Origin of the sequence: Mesorhizobium sp. B2-3-4 (assembly GCF_006442315.1) — a bacterium.
Lineage (GTDB): Bacteria > Pseudomonadota > Alphaproteobacteria > Rhizobiales > Rhizobiaceae > Mesorhizobium.
Genome location: NZ_VFVY01000009.1, coordinates 257,971 through 274,406 on the forward strand (window position 1 = coordinate 257,971; position 16,436 = coordinate 274,406).

General features: G+C 62.7%; 9 protein-coding genes and 1 tRNA gene. 8 read left to right on the top strand and 2 right to left on the bottom strand.

What is annotated here, in order from left to right; genetic code table 11:
• Positions 1–8: 8 nt before the first annotated feature.
• On the top strand, positions 9–167 hold the full coding sequence (locus FJ967_RS33735) for a hypothetical protein (RefSeq protein ID WP_246675285.1): 159 nt from the start codon (positions 9–11) through the stop codon (positions 165–167).
• Positions 168–400: 233 nt separating this feature from the next.
• On the opposite strand, the gene ppdK is transcribed toward FJ967_RS33735, so the two are convergent.
• Positions 401–3,079, bottom strand: coding sequence for a pyruvate, phosphate dikinase (gene ppdK, locus FJ967_RS16360; protein WP_140732845.1), 2,679 nt, complete (start codon positions 3,077–3,079; stop codon positions 401–403).
• A gap of 227 nt (positions 3,080–3,306) precedes the next feature.
• On the opposite strand from ppdK, the gene FJ967_RS16365 reads away from it, so the two are divergent.
• From FJ967_RS16365 to FJ967_RS16390, 6 genes are all read left to right on the top strand, one after another.
• On the top strand, positions 3,307–3,651 hold the full coding sequence (locus FJ967_RS16365; RefSeq protein WP_140732846.1) for a VOC family protein: 345 nt from the start codon (positions 3,307–3,309) through the stop codon (positions 3,649–3,651).
• A 114-nt stretch (positions 3,652–3,765) separates the two neighbouring features.
• Positions 3,766–3,840 (top strand) — tRNA-Gln (locus FJ967_RS16370).
• Positions 3,841–4,221: 381 nt separating this feature from the next.
• A complete protein-coding gene (locus FJ967_RS16375) occupies positions 4,222–5,670 on the top strand; it encodes a TolC family protein (protein ID WP_140732847.1) in 1,449 nt (482 codons plus the stop codon).
• 39 nt (positions 5,671–5,709) lie between these two features.
• Positions 5,710–7,842 carry a type I secretion system permease/ATPase gene (locus FJ967_RS16380; protein ID WP_140732848.1) on the top strand — a complete coding sequence of 711 codons (2,133 nt, stop codon included), beginning with the start codon at positions 5,710–5,712 and terminating at the stop codon, positions 7,840–7,842.
• A 50-nt stretch (positions 7,843–7,892) separates the two neighbouring features.
• Positions 7,893–9,182, top strand: a complete 1,290-nt coding sequence (locus tag FJ967_RS16385; protein WP_140732849.1) for an HlyD family type I secretion periplasmic adaptor subunit — start codon at positions 7,893–7,895, stop codon at positions 9,180–9,182.
• Positions 9,172–9,813, top strand: coding sequence for a ribbon-helix-helix domain-containing protein (locus tag FJ967_RS16390; protein ID WP_140732850.1), 642 nt, complete (start codon positions 9,172–9,174; stop codon positions 9,811–9,813). Before FJ967_RS16385 ends, FJ967_RS16390 begins: the two co-directional genes overlap by 11 nt.
• Before the next feature lie 16 nt (positions 9,814–9,829).
• On the opposite strand, the gene FJ967_RS16395 is transcribed toward FJ967_RS16390, so the two are convergent.
• On the bottom strand, positions 9,830–10,783 hold the full coding sequence (locus FJ967_RS16395) for a transglutaminase-like cysteine peptidase (RefSeq protein WP_140732851.1): 954 nt from the start codon (positions 10,781–10,783) through the stop codon (positions 9,830–9,832).
• Between the two features lie 323 nt (positions 10,784–11,106).
• On the opposite strand from FJ967_RS16395, the gene FJ967_RS16400 reads away from it, so the two are divergent.
• The coding region (locus tag FJ967_RS16400) for a VCBS domain-containing protein (protein WP_210243579.1) at positions 11,107–16,436 on the top strand (5,330 nt) is incomplete at its 3' end.

Here is a 16,436-nt window from a genome sequence, read left to right on the forward strand (position 1 = left end):
GCGATGCCATGGGCGACCACGAAGCGCTCGAAATGCGCTTCGCACAGGAACACGATCCTGGCACTGGGGAATTCGAGCCGCAGGTTCCTGGCAAGTGCCGAGGCGAGGACGATATCGCCAATGAATTTCGTCTGGATGATCAGGATCGAGCGGAACGGCGCGGGTGATATCTGCAATGTCTGTTTCCAGGGCAATTGGCGGATCACCCGCAAATTGGGCAGAAACAATGTCGAGATTGCGCGACGCCACCAGCACGTTCGCGTGAGGTTTCATACAAAACCGTAAGCTTCCGTCCGGACGGGCCGAACAGCTCAGCGGCCGGCAGATCGCCGAACCGATCCAGTGGCTTGTCTTGGAAAGGCAAGGACGGAAAAACCGCCCGTGCCTTTCCTAAACTGGTCTATCGGCGGCCCGCCTTCGCCGCCTGCACGGCGGCCTGCGCTGCCGCCAGCCTGGCGATCGGCACGCGGTAGGGCGAGCACGACACATAGTCCAGCCCGACCTCCTCGCAGAAGCGGATCGACGAGGGATCGCCGCCGTGCTCGCCGCAAATGCCGAGTTTGATGTCGGGGCGCGTCGCCCTGCCCTTTTGCGCGGCCATGCGCACCAGTTCACCGACGCCGTCGATATCGAGCGAGACGAACGGATCCTGCTCGATAATGCCCTTCTGGCGGTAGGTCTCCAGGAACGAGGCAGCATCGTCGCGCGAGATGCCGAAGGTGGTCTGGGTGAGGTCGTTGGTGCCGAAGGAGAAGAATTCGGCCGTAGCGGCGATGACATGGGCGCGGATCGCCGCGCGCGGGAGCTCAATCATGGTCCCGGTGAGGTAATCGATCTTGACGCCGCTCTCCTCCATCACGCTCTTGGCGACCGCATCGATGCGCGCCTTCACATAATCGAGTTCCTTCACCAGGCCGACCAGCGGCACCATGATCTCGGGCACCACCAGCGCGCCGGCTTTCTTGCCGGCCTCGACGGCCGCCTCGAAAATGGCGCGTGCCTGCATCTCGGCGATCTCCGGGTAGGAAACGGCGAGCCGGCAGCCGCGATGGCCGAGCATCGGGTTGAATTCATGCAGCGCCTCGGTGCGCTGCCTGAGCTTGTCGGCCGGCACGTTCATGGCGCTCGCGACTTCGGCGAGTTCCGCTTCGGTCTTGGGCAGGAATTCGTGCAGCGGCGGGTCGAGAAGGCGGATCGTCACCGGCAGTCCGGCCATGATCTCGAACAGTTCCAGGAAATCCGAGCGCTGCATCGGCAGAAGCTTGGCCAGCGCGGCGCGGCGGTCCTTCTCGGTGTCGGCCAGGATCATCTCGCGCATGGCGACGATGCGGGCGCCGTCGAAGAACATGTGCTCGGTGCGGCACAGACCGATGCCTTCGGCGCCGAAGGAGCGCGCCATGCGGGCATCGAGCGGCGTTTCGGCATTGGTGCGCACCTTCATGCGGCGCACCGCGTCCGCCCACTCCATGATGGCGGCGAAATCGCCCGACAATTCCGGCTGCAGCATCGCCACGGCGCCCTTGAGCACCTGGCCGTTGCCGCCGTCGATGGTGATGATGTCGCCCTTGCGGAAGGTCTGCCCCATCGAAAGCAGCGTGCCCGCCTTGTAGTCGACCCGCAGCGAGCCGGCGCCCGAGACGCAGGGCTTGCCCATGCCGCGCGCGACCACAGCGGCGTGGCTGGTCATGCCGCCGCGCGTGGTCAGGATGCCTTCGGCCGCATGCATGCCGTGAATGTCTTCCGGGCTGGTCTCGATGCGCACCAGGATCGCCTTGCGGCCCTGCGCCTTAAGATCCTCGGCATCGCCGGAGGAAAAGACGATCTCGCCGGTGGCGGCGCCGGGAGACGCCGGCAGGCCCACACCGATAACATCGCGCGCTGCCTTCGGGTCGATGGTCGGGTGCAGCAGTTGGTCGAGCGAGGCCGGATCGATGCGGCTGACAGCCTCCTCTTTCGAGATCAGGCCGTCCCGGGCCATCTCGACGGCAATCCTGAGCGCCGCCTTGGCGGTGCGCTTGCCGGACCTCGTCTGCAGCATCCACAATTTGCCGCGCTCGATGGTGAATTCGAGATCCTGCATGTCGCGGTAATGCTTTTCCAGGCTGTCGGAGATGGTGACGAAGGACTGGAAGGCGTCCGGCATCAGCTTCTGCAGCGACGGCTTGTCCGAACCCGCCGCGATGCGCGCGGCCTCGGTGATGTTCTGCGGCGTGCGGATGCCGGCAACGACGTCCTCGCCCTGCGCGTTGACCAGGAACTCGCCGTAGAGCTGCCTTTCGCCGGTCGACGGGTTGCGGGTGAAGGCGACACCGGTGGCCGACGTCTCGCCCATATTGCCGAAGACCATGGCCTGGACGTTGACCGCCGTGCCCCAGCTTTCGGGAATATCGTGCAGGCGCCGGTAGGTGATGGCGCGGTTGTTCATCCAGCTCGAAAACACCGCGCCAATAGCGCCCCAAAGCTGCTCGTGCGGGTCCTGCGGGAACGGCTTGCCGAGTTCCTCCTCGACCTTGGCCTTGTAGAGCGCGATGACGCCTTGCCATTCCTCTGATGTCAGTTCGGTGTCGAGTTCATGTCCCAGGCTCGCCTTCTGGTCTTCCAGGATTTCCTCGAAGACTTCGTGGTCGAGGCCCATGACGACATCGGAATACATCTGGATGAAGCGGCGGTAGCTGTCATAGGCGAAGCGCGCATCGCCGGAATCGCGGGCCAACGCTTCAACCGTCTCGTCGTTGAGGCCGAGATTGAGCACGGTGTCCATCATGCCCGGCATCGAGGCGCGGGCGCCTGAACGCACGGACACCAGAAGCAGCTTCGAGGGATCGCCAAACCGGCGGCCGGTCAGCCGGCCGATATGGTCGAGTGCGGTGGCGACATCAGTCTCCAGCCCGGTCGGATATGTCCGGCCGTTGGCGTAGTAGGCATTGCAGACCTCGGTGGTGATGGTGAAACCCGGCGGCACCGGCAGGCCGAGGCTGCACATCTCGGCAAGATTGGCGCCCTTGCCCCCCAGCAGATTCCTGTCGCCGGCACGGCCTTCCGCCGCACCATCGCCAAAGGTGAAAACCCATTTGGTCATGCTTTGCTCTCCGGTTGCAGGAGATTGGAAAGATTGGCGAAACGGAAAGTTCCGCCCGTGTCCGACACCGGAGCGATAGGATGCTGCAGTGCGAAAGGCAAGCACCGGACAAAGTCCTTGGGCCGCTACAATCGATTAAGAAAAAGCCCGATCCCGGGATGCGTCAAAAAGACTTGCCAGATAGCGGCGTCCGGATATAGAACATAAAGGGAACAAAGAGGCGTCAGATGAAACTGTCCGGAAGACTAGACTACCTGGAAATGCCTGCGACCGGTGGGACACTGGATCGGTTGAAAGCCTTCTACAGCACCGCCTTTGCCTGGTCTTTCACCGATTACGGGCCGACCTATTCAGCCTTCGCCGAGGGGCTGGACGGCGGATTTCAAGCCGATGCCGCGGAAGCGCCGGCCAAGCCTTTGCCCGTGCTCTACAGCCGCGAACTGGAACAAACCCTGCGCGCGGTCGAAAGCGCCGGCGGCACGATCGTCAAGCCGATCTTCTCGTTTCCCGGCGGCCGGCGATTCCACTTTGTCGATCCGGCCGGCAACGAGCTGGCGGTCTGGAGCGAATAGCCCGCTTACCATTCGCCGCGCCGTCGTGGCCGCCTTTCCGGCCCCCGCTCATAAGCATTGTGCTTTTCGGCTGCTCTGCTAATAACGCGCCGCACGAGCGACTCTGACGGCTATTGGGGCGTCGCCAAGTGGTAAGGCATCGGTTTTTGGTACCGACATTCCCAGGTTCGAATCCTGGCGCCCCAGCCAAGCACAAATTTCACTTGTGTCCGAGCACGCACCGAAACCGCCCCAAAGGCGAAGTGCCCGCCCCTCATGTCGCATCCGCTGTAGCAACGTCATTTGCCGACATGCCCGGTCCACAGCATGCCGTCAGGACAGGCGTTCGTTTTCCTTCCGCATATCTTGTCTCGTTGCTTCAAGTTTTCCATGTCAGCATTTGGTCTGACCTGCACCCCTCAAATGTGTGCTATTTTTGTTACATTATTCGGGCTTCTGTCTAAAATCTTTGGTTTAGCCTTAGCTTAATAATGAAACGCTCACGTTAATTTGTAAGGATGGTGAGCAAGGCCAGGCGCCAAGCTCGGCCGGGGCGCTCCTAGACGAGCGCGGGGAAACGTGGGTGGGAAAATGATGACGAAAGGTCTGTCGACCAAGGTCATGGGCGTTGGTCTCTTGATGACTGCTACCATGCTGAGTTGCTGGAGCGCTCAAGCGCTGACGCTCAAGGAGGCCATGGCCGTTGCGGTCGAATCCAACCCGGAAATCGGCCAGGCCATCGAAAACCGCGAGGCAATCGAGTTCGAGCTGCGACAGGCAAAGGGGCTCTATCTTCCAAGTGTCGATGTCGAAGCATCAGCCGGCGTTCGTCGCCTCGACAATTCATCGCGGCGCGCGCTTTCCATCGAAGATGATTCGCTCTATCCGGCCGAAGCCGACCTCGTGGTCACCCAGAAACTTTGGGACAGCGGCGCCCGTCGCGCCGAGATGAGCCGCCAGGCGTCGCGCGTCGATGGCGCATCGTTCCGCGTTCTCGAGCGCTCCGAGTTCATTGGCCTCTCGGTGGTTCAGGACTACCTCGAATACATGCTGCAGACGTCCATCGTGGCGGAGGCGAAAAAGAACCTCGGCTTCCATCAGGCCATCCTGAGCGACATCCGGGCCGGTATCGAAGGCGGCGGCTTGAACGAAGCCGACCGCCAGCAGGCCGAGGAACGGCTGTTCGCGGCCAAGGCTCGGGTCCAGGAAGCTTCCGAAGAACTGGAAGCGTCCAGGATACGCTTCTTCAAGACCGTCGGAAAGCCGCTGACCAATGCTTCGCGGCCGGGTTCCGTGGCCAAGGCTCTGCCGAGGTCGCTCGACGAGGCGCTTGGCCTGGCACGGACAAACAACCCTCGCGTCCACATGGCCAACAGCGATCTCAATGCTTCCGCGGCCCAGGTCGACGCCGCCCGGGCCAAATACGGCCCTGAAATCATTGCCGAGGGCCGCGCCAGGGGCGGCTATGACATTGATGGCGACAATGGCGATGCGTCCGACCTGCAGGCCCGCGTCGTGTTGCGCTGGAACCTCTATCGAGGCGGCATCGACAAGGCCAACGAGCAAGAGCAGATCCGCCGCAACAGCGAGCAGCGGCTTGCGATGCACCAGGTTCTGCGGGAAATCGAGGAGGCCGTGCGCACCTCGTGGGACCGCCGCTTCCGCCAGGCCGACCTGGCAAAGACGCTGAAGCAGCAGGCTGCCGCGAATGAACGGCTGGTGGCGTCCTATCGGGAGCAGTTCAAAGTCGGACAGCGCTCGCTGCTCGATGTCCTTGACGCGCAGAACACGCGCTTCAACACCGCGACGCTGGCCGACACCGCCTCCTACGCATCGCTGTTCGCGGAATATCGCCTGCTGGCGGCGACCGGACAATTGCTGAAGACCATGGATCTGCAACCCGCCAAACAGGCCACGGCCTACGCCGAGGGCGAGTTTGCGGTGCCGCCGACACCGGACACCGAAACCTATGCGCGGACCCCGTCGGAACAGAAGAACGACCTGCCCTTCGACATCCTTGCCCCGGTCAGGAAGAAGTGAGCCGGTGTAAGGAGCGTTGAAGGTTCTGGCGGGCGGGTCGTGAATCAGCAGCCTTACATCCTGTCGCCCAAGGAGGCGTTCAAGGCCTGTTTTTCGGCGGTCGCGGCTTATCTCGGCAGGCCGAGCGCGGAGACAGTGCTGTTTGCCGGGGTGCCGATTTCGGACACGCGCATCGAGATCGCCGAGATCAGGCATCTTGCCGAGCGCATCGGCCTCGAAACCCGCGAATTCAACCATCGCGACTTCTTGCGCGGTCGTGTCGATCTTCCGGCCATTGTCTTTCGTGTCAGCCAGTTGCCGATCGCCCTGCTGGCGGAGGCCGAGGGCGAAGCCTATCTCACCGCCCCACAGGAAGACGGACGGACCGCGATCGGCAAATCCGAGCTGGCCGCGAGCTACATCAGTGGCGGCGTGTCCTTCTCGATCACCTATGCCAATGCCACCGAAGGCATGAAGGTCGGATCCGCGCAACAGATCGAGCGGCGCCATTGGCTTACGGGAACGATGGGGGCTTTCTGGCGCACCTATTCGAAGGTCGTGCTGTCGGCGATCTTCATCAATCTGCTCGCCATCGCCTCACCGATCTTCACCATGAACGTCTATGACCGCATTTTGCCGAACAAGGCGATATCGACGCTCTGGGTGCTGGCGATCGGCATCGGTGCCGTCATTCTCTTCGACCTGCTTTTGAAGACCGCCCGGGCCTCGCTCATCGACTATGCCGGACGCAGGGCGGACCTGCGGATATCGTATCTGCTGTTCGAGAAAGTGCTGAATTCATCGTTGTCCGCGCGACCGGGCTCGACCGGAGAATATGCCAACCGCGTCACGCAGTATGAATTCGTCAGGGAGTTCTTCACCTCCAATACCATCAGCGTCTTCATCGACACGGCCTTCGTCTTCATTTTCCTGCTCGTCATCTACGCGATCGGCGGCTGGCTGGTCATCATACCGGCTTTGGCGTTCGTGGCGTCGGTCATCGTCGGCCTCGTCACGCAGCGCCGCATCGGCAAGCGGGTCGCCGCCTCGCTGAATGAAGCGTCGCAGCGTCAGGCCCTGCTGGTCGAGTCTATTTCCACGCTGGAGACGATCAAGTCGCTGCGCGCCGAAGCCTATCTGCTGAGGAAATGGAGCGAGCATTCGAAAAATGCCGCCAATACCTCCGAAAAGATCAAGCAGCTCTCGGCGGCGGCCGGCAACCTGACCCAAGCCATCCAGCAACTGGTGACGGTCGCCCTGGTCGTGGCCGGCGCCTATGCCTTTTCGGAAGGGCATGTTTCGACCGGGGCCATCATCGGAACGGTGATGCTGGCGAGCCGGGCCGTGGCGCCGCTCGGCCAGATCGCGATCACCTTGTCGAGGTTCCGCCAGGCCATGCTTTCCCTGCGAATGGTGAATTCCATCATGGCCCAGCCGGAGGACCGGCCGGACACGGTGGGTTTCGTCAATCGACCGATCCGCAACGGCGCGATGACGTTCAAGAATGTCGGCTTCGTCTACCCCGGATCGGAAAACGAGGTTCTGTCCGGCCTGAACTTCTCGGTGAGGCCAGGGGAGCGCATAGGCATCATCGGCCGCATCGGGTCCGGCAAAACGACGATGGGGCGCCTGATCGGCAGGCTTTTCCTGCCGAGCTCCGGCGAACTGCTGCTGGATGGCATCGACATACGCCAGTATCACCCGTCCGAAGTGCGAGCCGCCGTCGGCATCGTCGCGCAAGCTGGCGATCTGTTTTCGGGCACCGTGAAGGAGAACCTGCTCATGGCCTCTCCGGAGGCAACGGACGAGCAGATCATCGAAGCCGCGAAGGCCGCCGGCGTCGACGAATTCGTCTCTCGCCATCCGCGCGGCTACGACATGAATGTCGGCGAGCGCGGCACCAATCTCTCCGGCGGTCAGAGACAGACGGTGGCGATTGCCCGACTGCTTTTGACCAAGCCGAAGATCGTCTTTCTGGATGAACCGTCCGGCTCGATGGACCTGGCCTCGGAACGGCAGTTGATCAAGCAACTCAAGACAGCTTTCGACCACAACACGACGCTGATCGTATCGACGCATCGCTTCAGCATGCTCGAACTGGCTGATCGCCTTATTGTTGTCGAACAAGGAAGGATAGTTGCTGATGGGCCTAAACAACAAGTCATCCAGGCACTGCAGAAATCGAGTGCCTGAGTGAGGAAATTATATCGGATTGAGGCCGATATAATAATGGGGCGTAAGAAATGCTTGCCAGGGAAGACCGCCCGCCGCTTTTTGCGACGGCGTCCATATTTATCATAGCGGCGCTCTTCGTCGCCTTTGTCGCCTGGGCATCGTTCGCCGAAGTCGACGAGATCGCGCGCGGCGACGGCAAGGTCATCCCGGCCTCCAAGACCCAGGTCATCCAGGCCAGCGAACCGGGCGTCGTCCAGGAAATCGCGGTGAAGGTGGGCCAGGTCGTCAGGAAGAACGACCTCATCATTCGTCTCGACAACACGTTGAACACGTCCAGCCTGGGCGAACAGCAGGCCAAGGCGCGGGCATTGCAGGCGCGCATCGCCAGGCTCAAATACGAACAGAGCGGCAGCATCACCGGATCATTTCCGTGTCCGCAGGACATTCAGTCGGTGGCGCCGCAAATCTGCGACAACGAGCAGAACCTCCTCGTCGCCCGGCGCGAGAACTTCGACAACAAGCTGTCGGTGCTCAAATCGCGCCTCGACCAGCGCGAAAAGGAACTTGACGAGGCGAACGCCAATTTCGACCGGCTGACGAAGAACCTGGCCGTGAGCGACCAGCAGGCGAAGCTGGTCGAGTCGATGGTCAAGAAAGGGCTGATGGCAAAGACCGAACAGCTCAAGGTCGAGCAGGAGCAGACCGAACTCAACGGCCAATTGAACCTGGCCGGAGAGACAATAAAGAAGGCCAAGTCGGCAATCACCGAGGCGCAGCTCCAGGTCGAAGAACTCGGGCTACAATTGAAGCAGGAAGCCCTCGACGATCTGACGCAGGCATTGGCCGATCTTTCGGTGGTGGACGAAACCATTCGCGGCGCCACGGACAAGGTCGCGCGAACCGACATCCGCTCTCCGGTGGACGGCATCGTCAACACGATGGAACTGAACACCGTCGGCGCCTTCGTCCAGCCGGGCTCTGTCGTGGCCGGCATCGTGCCCACCTCCGAAACATTGCTGGTCGAAGCGCGTGTTTCGCCTCGCGATGTCGCCTTCATACGCCCCGATCAGGATGCCCTGATAAAAGTCACCGCATACGACTTCTCGATCTTTGGCGGCATCGAGGGCAAGGTTTCCAACATAACCGCGGACAGCCTGGTCGATCAGAAGACCGGCGAACCCTATTACCAGGTGCGTGTCGCGACCGAGAAATCGACACTCGAGCGAGACGGAAAGGCATATTCGATCATCCCCGGCATGATCTGTTCGGTGGATATCAAGACCGGGCGCAAGACGATCCTGAGCTACCTGCTGAAGCCGATCAACAAGGCACGCCAGGAGGCAATGAGTGAGCGGTAGCGCCATCTCTCCGTCTGCCCCGAACGATCGTCTGCTCGTGCCGCTTCCGGCAGAGGATTTCGGGCTCGAGTTCCGCGTCGTGGCGCGTGGCGGGGTACGGCGCGGCATTCGCCTGGAGCGGGCTTTCTGGCTGTCGCTGAAGCAGATGGCCGAGAACCGGAAATGCACGATCGGCATGCTGATCGACGAGATCGCCGAAAGTCATGCGGAGAACGGAAACCTCACCTCGGCAATTCGGGTGGCCTGCATACGCGAGTTGGGCAAGGAGAACCTGAATTTGCGCAGGCTTGCGTCGATCAGGACGGTAAGCGCCATTCTGCTCGCCTGTCCGTCGCCGGCTTTCGCCCTGGCATCGACGAAGAAGATCGTGACGTTCAACGCACCGTTCCAGCATCTGGTCAAACGGCAGCTCCCGACGGCATTCGACGAAGACACGCGGCAGGATCTGAAGCTGGCGCTGGATCTCAACGTGGCGGATATATTCGCGCGCCTTGACACCAATGGCGACGTTGCCGTCGCGAGCGGATTTGTGATTGGCGCCGGCGAGCGCCGTTACCGGGGCCAGTTGAACGTGGTGCGGGCGCCGGTTCTGGACCTGGAACTGCTGATGGCTTTCGTCTTCAACGGCTAGGGCGATCGGCCTGCGTCTACCTGACGCCCGCCTCGACACCTTCGCCAGGCGCGACCGTCTCGAAGCCACCCTTGAGGCCGGCCACCTGCGCGCCCCCCGGCTTGGAACCGTGTATCCATGCCCGGTCGGTGCTGAACGAGTAGAGCGGCTGATAGTCTGGAAGCGCGCTATCCCTGAGGACCGTGTTGTTGAGACTGTCGAGAATGTAAGCGCCGCTCGCAGTGCTCACCGAAAGCACGGCGTGGAAGAACCCACGCTTGCGGTCCTGGAGAACGACCAACGACATGCTGCGCGCCGGAATGCCCGCCCGCAAGAGCGCCGTCATCTTGAGGATTGCGAAATCCTCGCAGTCGCCGGCGCGGTTGGCGAGGATCTCCGAAGGCTTCGCCCAGTAGTCGAGCTTGCCGTAGACGACGCTGTCCTTCCTGTAGGCGATCAGGCGATTGATGCCGCTGTTGATGAACGACAGTTTTTCGACGAACCCCTTGTCCTGAGCAGCCGAGATCATCGCCGCGAAGGCCCGGCTCTTGTGGTCGCAGGCACTGCCCGCGGTGCAACCCTCAATGGCCTGGTAGACCGGCGCCCAGCGCGCCGAAACAGGAAAATTGCGCATGGACAGCGCAACCGACCCGAACACACCCGGAATGATCGCCGCCGTCTGGATGGGGTCGATGCCATGGTCGTCCCGCGCCAGAGACGGGCTGGCCACGTCTGCCGCCGAAACAGGGCTGTAGCCGTTCAGCGCAATGCTGATCCGGTAAGGGGCAGCGGGCTGCCAAGGCTGGTATCGTTGCAGCGAAACACCGCCGAGACAAGGTGGCGCCTGCACCGCGCCTGGCATTGCGGTTTCGGCCGCGACATCGCCGGCGAAGGGCTTGGCGAGAGCGTTCTGTGCCAGCCCGGCGATGCCGACGGCCAGCAGAAGCGACTTGAGTTTGATCTTCCCCGGAGCAGTCTTTTGTTTTTTCATGGCGCCCACCTTTGACTGTGGACGCTACCAATCTTGTCTCAAATTACTGGAAAGGAAGGTGGATAACTTTCCTGCAAAACGCTTCAGCGATTTTGTGTAAAATTTTATATATATTTATACTTGTATTTACCAAATTTGTCGCGCCTTTCGCGCGCGAGCGCTCCGCATCGAAGCCAGTATATAACCGGCTATATGTTCACAGTTTACCAAGCGTAAAAAATGTCATTATCGGCATATCCAAATATATAGAATGGATTGACGGACCGTTGCAAAGTCAAGGCGCCGCCTGTCTCTTTCCGGGAAATGCCGGAGGGGTTTGAGCTATGGCGACCAGTATAGAGTTGGACAATCTTTCGGGCTCGTGGGAAGAGCATTCCGTTTCCAACGATCACCACGACCTGACTGTGCCGAGCCAAGTGGTGGCGCAAGCTGCTCCGGCCGAGCAAGCGCCCGCCGCGGCTCAAACCACTCCGGCCTCGTCCGAACCTGTGCCGGTCGATGTCGGTGCCGGCGCCCCCGCGGCCACGCCGCCGGCAGCGAACGCCCCGCACGAATACGTCGCCGACGCGAGCAACGTGGTGAGGCTGCCTGCCAACGTCTCGATCGACAACATCAAGGTCGATGGCCACAACCTTCTGCTCCAGCAGGCGGACGGTTCCGTCATCGTCATCAAGGACGGCGCCCTGAACGTGCCGACCTTCATCATCGGCGACGTCGAAGTACCGCGCGTGGCCTTGATCGCGGCGCTGGAAGGAAGCCATGTCGATGTCGCCTTCGGCGCGGACGGCTCGATGTCGGCAGGGCCGGGGGGTTCGACCTCGAGCGCCGGCGGCAATTTCGAGCAGCCCGCCGGCGGTATCGGCGACGGCTTCGGCCTGTCGGCATTGCTGCCACCCACCGATCTGCAGTTCGGTACACTCGACCGCCGTGAGCTCTTTCTGGGCGTAGCGGAAAAGAACGCCACGCCATCCATCGATCTCACGGGGGAGGCCACCGTCCATGAGGCCGGCCTTCCCTCCCGTGGCGGCGAGCCGGCCGGCTCGGATTCAGCATCGGACTCCGAGACGACGTCAGGCACGATCGGCTTCACCTCGCCGGACGGCGTGTCGGAAGTGACGCTGGGCGGCCATGTGCTGACCGGTATCCCGCAGATCTTCAGCGATGCGACCGGCTCACTGACGGCAAGCTATGTGTTCGATGCCGCCACGGGCACCGGCACGATCAGCTACTCCTATACGCTGGCCGACAACACGTCGGGCGACAATACGAGCGTGAATTTTCCGATTGGGGTGACGGACGGCAATGGCGACCCGGCCCCTCCCGGCAACCTAATCATCAACATCGTCGACGACGTGCCGACAGCCCATGCCGACAGCAACGACGTGACCGAGGGCGCGCTGCTCACCGTCGCGGCCGCCGCCGGCGTGCTGGTCAATGACGTCTCCGGCGCCGACGGCGCCACCATCGACGGCGTGCGCGCCGCAGGCGGCAACACCACCGCCGCCGTATCGGGTGGAGTCGGCACCGACATTGCCGGCCTGCACGGCACGCTGCACCTCAACGCCGACGGCTCCTACACCTACCAGTCGACCGCCAACAACATCACCTCGGCAACGACGGACGTGTTCGTCTACACCATCAAGGATGGCGACGGCGACCTGTCGACCACGACGCTGACCATCCATCTCAGCGATTCCGGGCTGGTCGCACCGGCCGACAGCGACGTCACCGTCGACGAAGCGGCCCTCGACACCTCGACCACCGGCGCAGACCTCACGCACGGCACCGTCACTGGCTCGCTGCCGGGCTCGCCGGCCGAGACCGACGCGACCAACCAGCTCAACGCCTCGGGCGGTGTCGGCGCGCTCACCTATACGGAACAGACCACGGCCGGCACCTATGGCACCATCCACATCAACACCGATGGCAGCTACGTCTACACGCTGACCAGCAACCACCTCAACGCCGAGGCCAATGACGGCGTTCAGACCATCTCGGGCCTGGAAAATTTCACCTATACGGTCACCGACAGCGTCGGCAATTCCACCACCGGCACCATCACCGTCAACATCGTCGACGACGTGCCGACAGCCCATGCCGACAGCAACGACGTGACCGAGGGCGCGCTGCTCACCGTCGCGGCCGCCGCCGGCGTGCTGGTCAATGACGTCTCCGGCGCCGACGGCGCCACCATCGACGGCGTGCGCGCCGCAGGCGGCAACACCACCGCCGCCGTGTCGGGCGGAGTCGGCACCGACATTGCCGGCCTGCACGGCACGCTGCATCTCAACGCCGACGGCTCCTACACCTACCAGGCGACCGCCAACAACATCAGCTCGGCAACGACGGACGTGTTCGTCTACACCATCAAGGATGGCGACGGCGACCTGTCGACCACGACGCTGACCATCCATCTCAGCGATTCCGGGCTGGTCGCCCCGGCCGACAGCGACGTCACCGTCGACGAAGCGGCCCTCGATACCTCGACCACCGGCGCGGACCTCACCCACGGCACCGTCACCGGCTCGCTGCCGGGCTCCCCCGCCGAGACCGACGCGACCAACCAGCTCAACGCCTCGGGCGGTGTCGGCGCGCTCACCTATACGGAACAGACCACGGCCGGCACCTATGGCACCATCCACATCAACACCGACGGCAGCTACGTCTACACGCTGACCAGCAACCACCTCAACGCCGAGGCCAATGACGGCGTCCAGACCATCTCAGGCCTGGAAAACTTCACCTATACGGTCACCGACAGCGTCGGCAATTCCACCACCGGCACCATCACCGTCAACATCATCGACGACGTGCCGAAAGCCATCGGGACGGCCCAGCTCACGGCAAATGTCGATGAGGACGGTCTCCACAATGCGCAGTCGACCGGCAATGTCGACAATCCCCAGCCCGACGGCGAAGTCGCCGGCACAAATTCGGCCATTGCCACCGGCGCCGCCGGCGCCTTGAACCTGCTCGTCGATTTCGGCGCGGACGGCCCGCATCCGACGTCGGCCTTCGGGCTGATCACGCAAGCGGCTCCCTCCGACTCGGGCGTCGATTCGAAGGGCGCGGACGTGCTCATCGTCTCCGACGGCACGACGCTCACCGGCTATGTCGATGTCGGTGGCGGCACGGGCTATCAGGCTGGCACGGACAGGCCGGTGTTCACGCTGACGGTCGGCGCCAATGGCTCCTATGTCTTCACGCTCATCGACCAGATCGACCATCCGACGCTGAACGGCGTCGCGGGTGACAATACGGAAAACACGCTGGCTAATGGCGGGATCGATTTTTCGTCATTCATCGTTGCCAAGGACGGCGACGGCGACACCGTCGCATTGGCGGACGGCACGTTCAAGGTCCAGGTGCTCGACGATGTTCCGCAGATCACCGCGCGGGACGCCAACACCACAACGACCACAACGACGGAAACGATCGTCTACACGTTGCAGGCCGGCAACACCGACGTGCGTGGCATGGACGGCGCCGGCAACCACGACATCAAGCTGACCGGCGTCGACGTCAATGAGGGCGACAATTCCGTCAACACGACCGGCACCAAGATCGGCATCGGCGACGGCCAGATCATCGATGGCTATGAGACCCATCCAGGTGTGACCGGACCTGAAATCCTGACCCTGGATTTCGTCAACAATCTCGTGGTCACGCCCCATAATCCCAATCCGCCGACCGTTACCGACAGCGGCTCCTATGACGTCTCGTCCGTCAGCTTCACCATAGACGTCGCGGAAGCCAAAGGCATCGAGAGCGCGGTCCTGTTCATCGGCGCGAAGGACGGCGGCGTGTTCGAGCCGTTCACGGTGAACGTCAATGGCGTGCTGACATCAGGCACCGCCGTCTTCGAAGGCGGCGTGCAGGTCGGCTACGCCTTTGCCGGCGTGCCGGACGGCGCTACCGTGGACGTTATCGGCAGCACGCCATTCGACCAGCTCAAGGTGGGCAACTACAACAACTTCACGTTCGATTCCAACGCGGGCGGCACCGATGCCACCTTGAGCGGGGGAAATCCGTTCAAGATCTTCGGCATCGAAGCGAAGATCACGACGGTCACGACGCAGACCGAAGTCTTCCATGTCAGCCACGACGAATCCGCCGGCGTCAACAATGCTGCCGATCCCAATCCTGCCGATGATACGGCCCTGCCCCCGCCGGCCCTGGTCCAGGAGGCGGACGCCATCGGCTATGCGAAGTCCTCGGCAAGTGCGCTCGGCCTCTTCACCGCCTCGGTCGGCGCCGATGAAAACGCCAGCTTCTCCTTCGCCGTGACCGATGCGAACGGCAATGCGCTGGTCAATGTCAATTCCGGGCTGAAGACGCTTGACGGTTCGACGATCCTGCTTTCGACCAATGCCGACGGCGTGCTTGTCGGCTCGGCCAATGGCGTCGACGTTTTCAAGGTTTATGTCGACCCGACCGGCGCGGTCTGGATCGGCCAGTACCAGCCGATCGCGCATGGTGTCGCCGGCGGCAGCGCGGCGGCCTTCGACGACATCGCGACCGTCGCCGCCGATCTGCACGTGAAGGCGACAATCACCGATTTCGACGGCGATTCGAGCACCGCCGTTTCCCATGTCGCCCTGAGCATCGAATTCCAGGATGACGGCCCGGTGGCTGTGGATGATCAGGATTCGGTCACCGAGGACGGGCCGCTGACAGCTGACGGCAACGTTGTTACCGGCACGGGCGGAAGCGACGCCAATATCACCGACGGCCAAGCCGACCATCTCGGCAGCGACGGATTCGGCGCGATCGCCTGGGACGGCGCGGTCGCCAACCATGTCAACGGGATCTACGGCCAGCTCACGGTTGGCACCGACGGCAGCTACAGTTACGTGCTCTACACGCAGGCCCAGAATCCGGCCGCCTATGCTGCGGTCCAGGGTCTCTCCGCGGGTCAGAGCCTGAGTGAAAATTTCGGCTACACCGTGTCGGACGGCGATGGCGACACCGCGCCGGCGTCACTGACCATTACCGTCAACGGCGCCGATGACATCACCACCATTTCGGGGCTGACGGCACAATCCGAAGGCGGCGACGCGACGGTCGACGAAAAGGGCCTGGCGCCTCGCGGATCCGAGCCGGCAGGCTCCGGTGAACTCGCCGACAGCAATCCCAACAACAATTCCGACCATTCGGAAACCGCCGGCGGCACCTTCGCCTTCAGCTCGCCCGACGGGCTGGGGACGCTGCAGGTCGGCACGACCAGCATCACCTACGCCGCCCTGGCGAATTCCGGTTCGGTTCCGATTGTCATTGCCGGCGGCCCGGCCTACGGCACACTGACGATCACTGGCTTCAGCGGGACAAACGCCGGCGGCACGGTCACCTACAGCTTCACGCTGACCGACAACATTGCGCATCCGACCGCCGGGAGCACCGGCGCGGCTGACCAGCTTTTCGCCAATTATGGCGTCACCGTCACCGACGAGGATGGCAGTTCATCCAACTCGACACTGTCGATCGCCATCAACGATGATGGGCCCGTGGCCGTCAATGACGGCGTGCTGGCCAGCCATGCCGAGAACGTGGCGGGCCTGACCATCGGCACGGTCGCAGGCATCCTGGCCAACGACCATTACGGCGCCGACGGCGCGGCCGCCGCCAATGCGATCACCATCGGCGCCGGCGACCA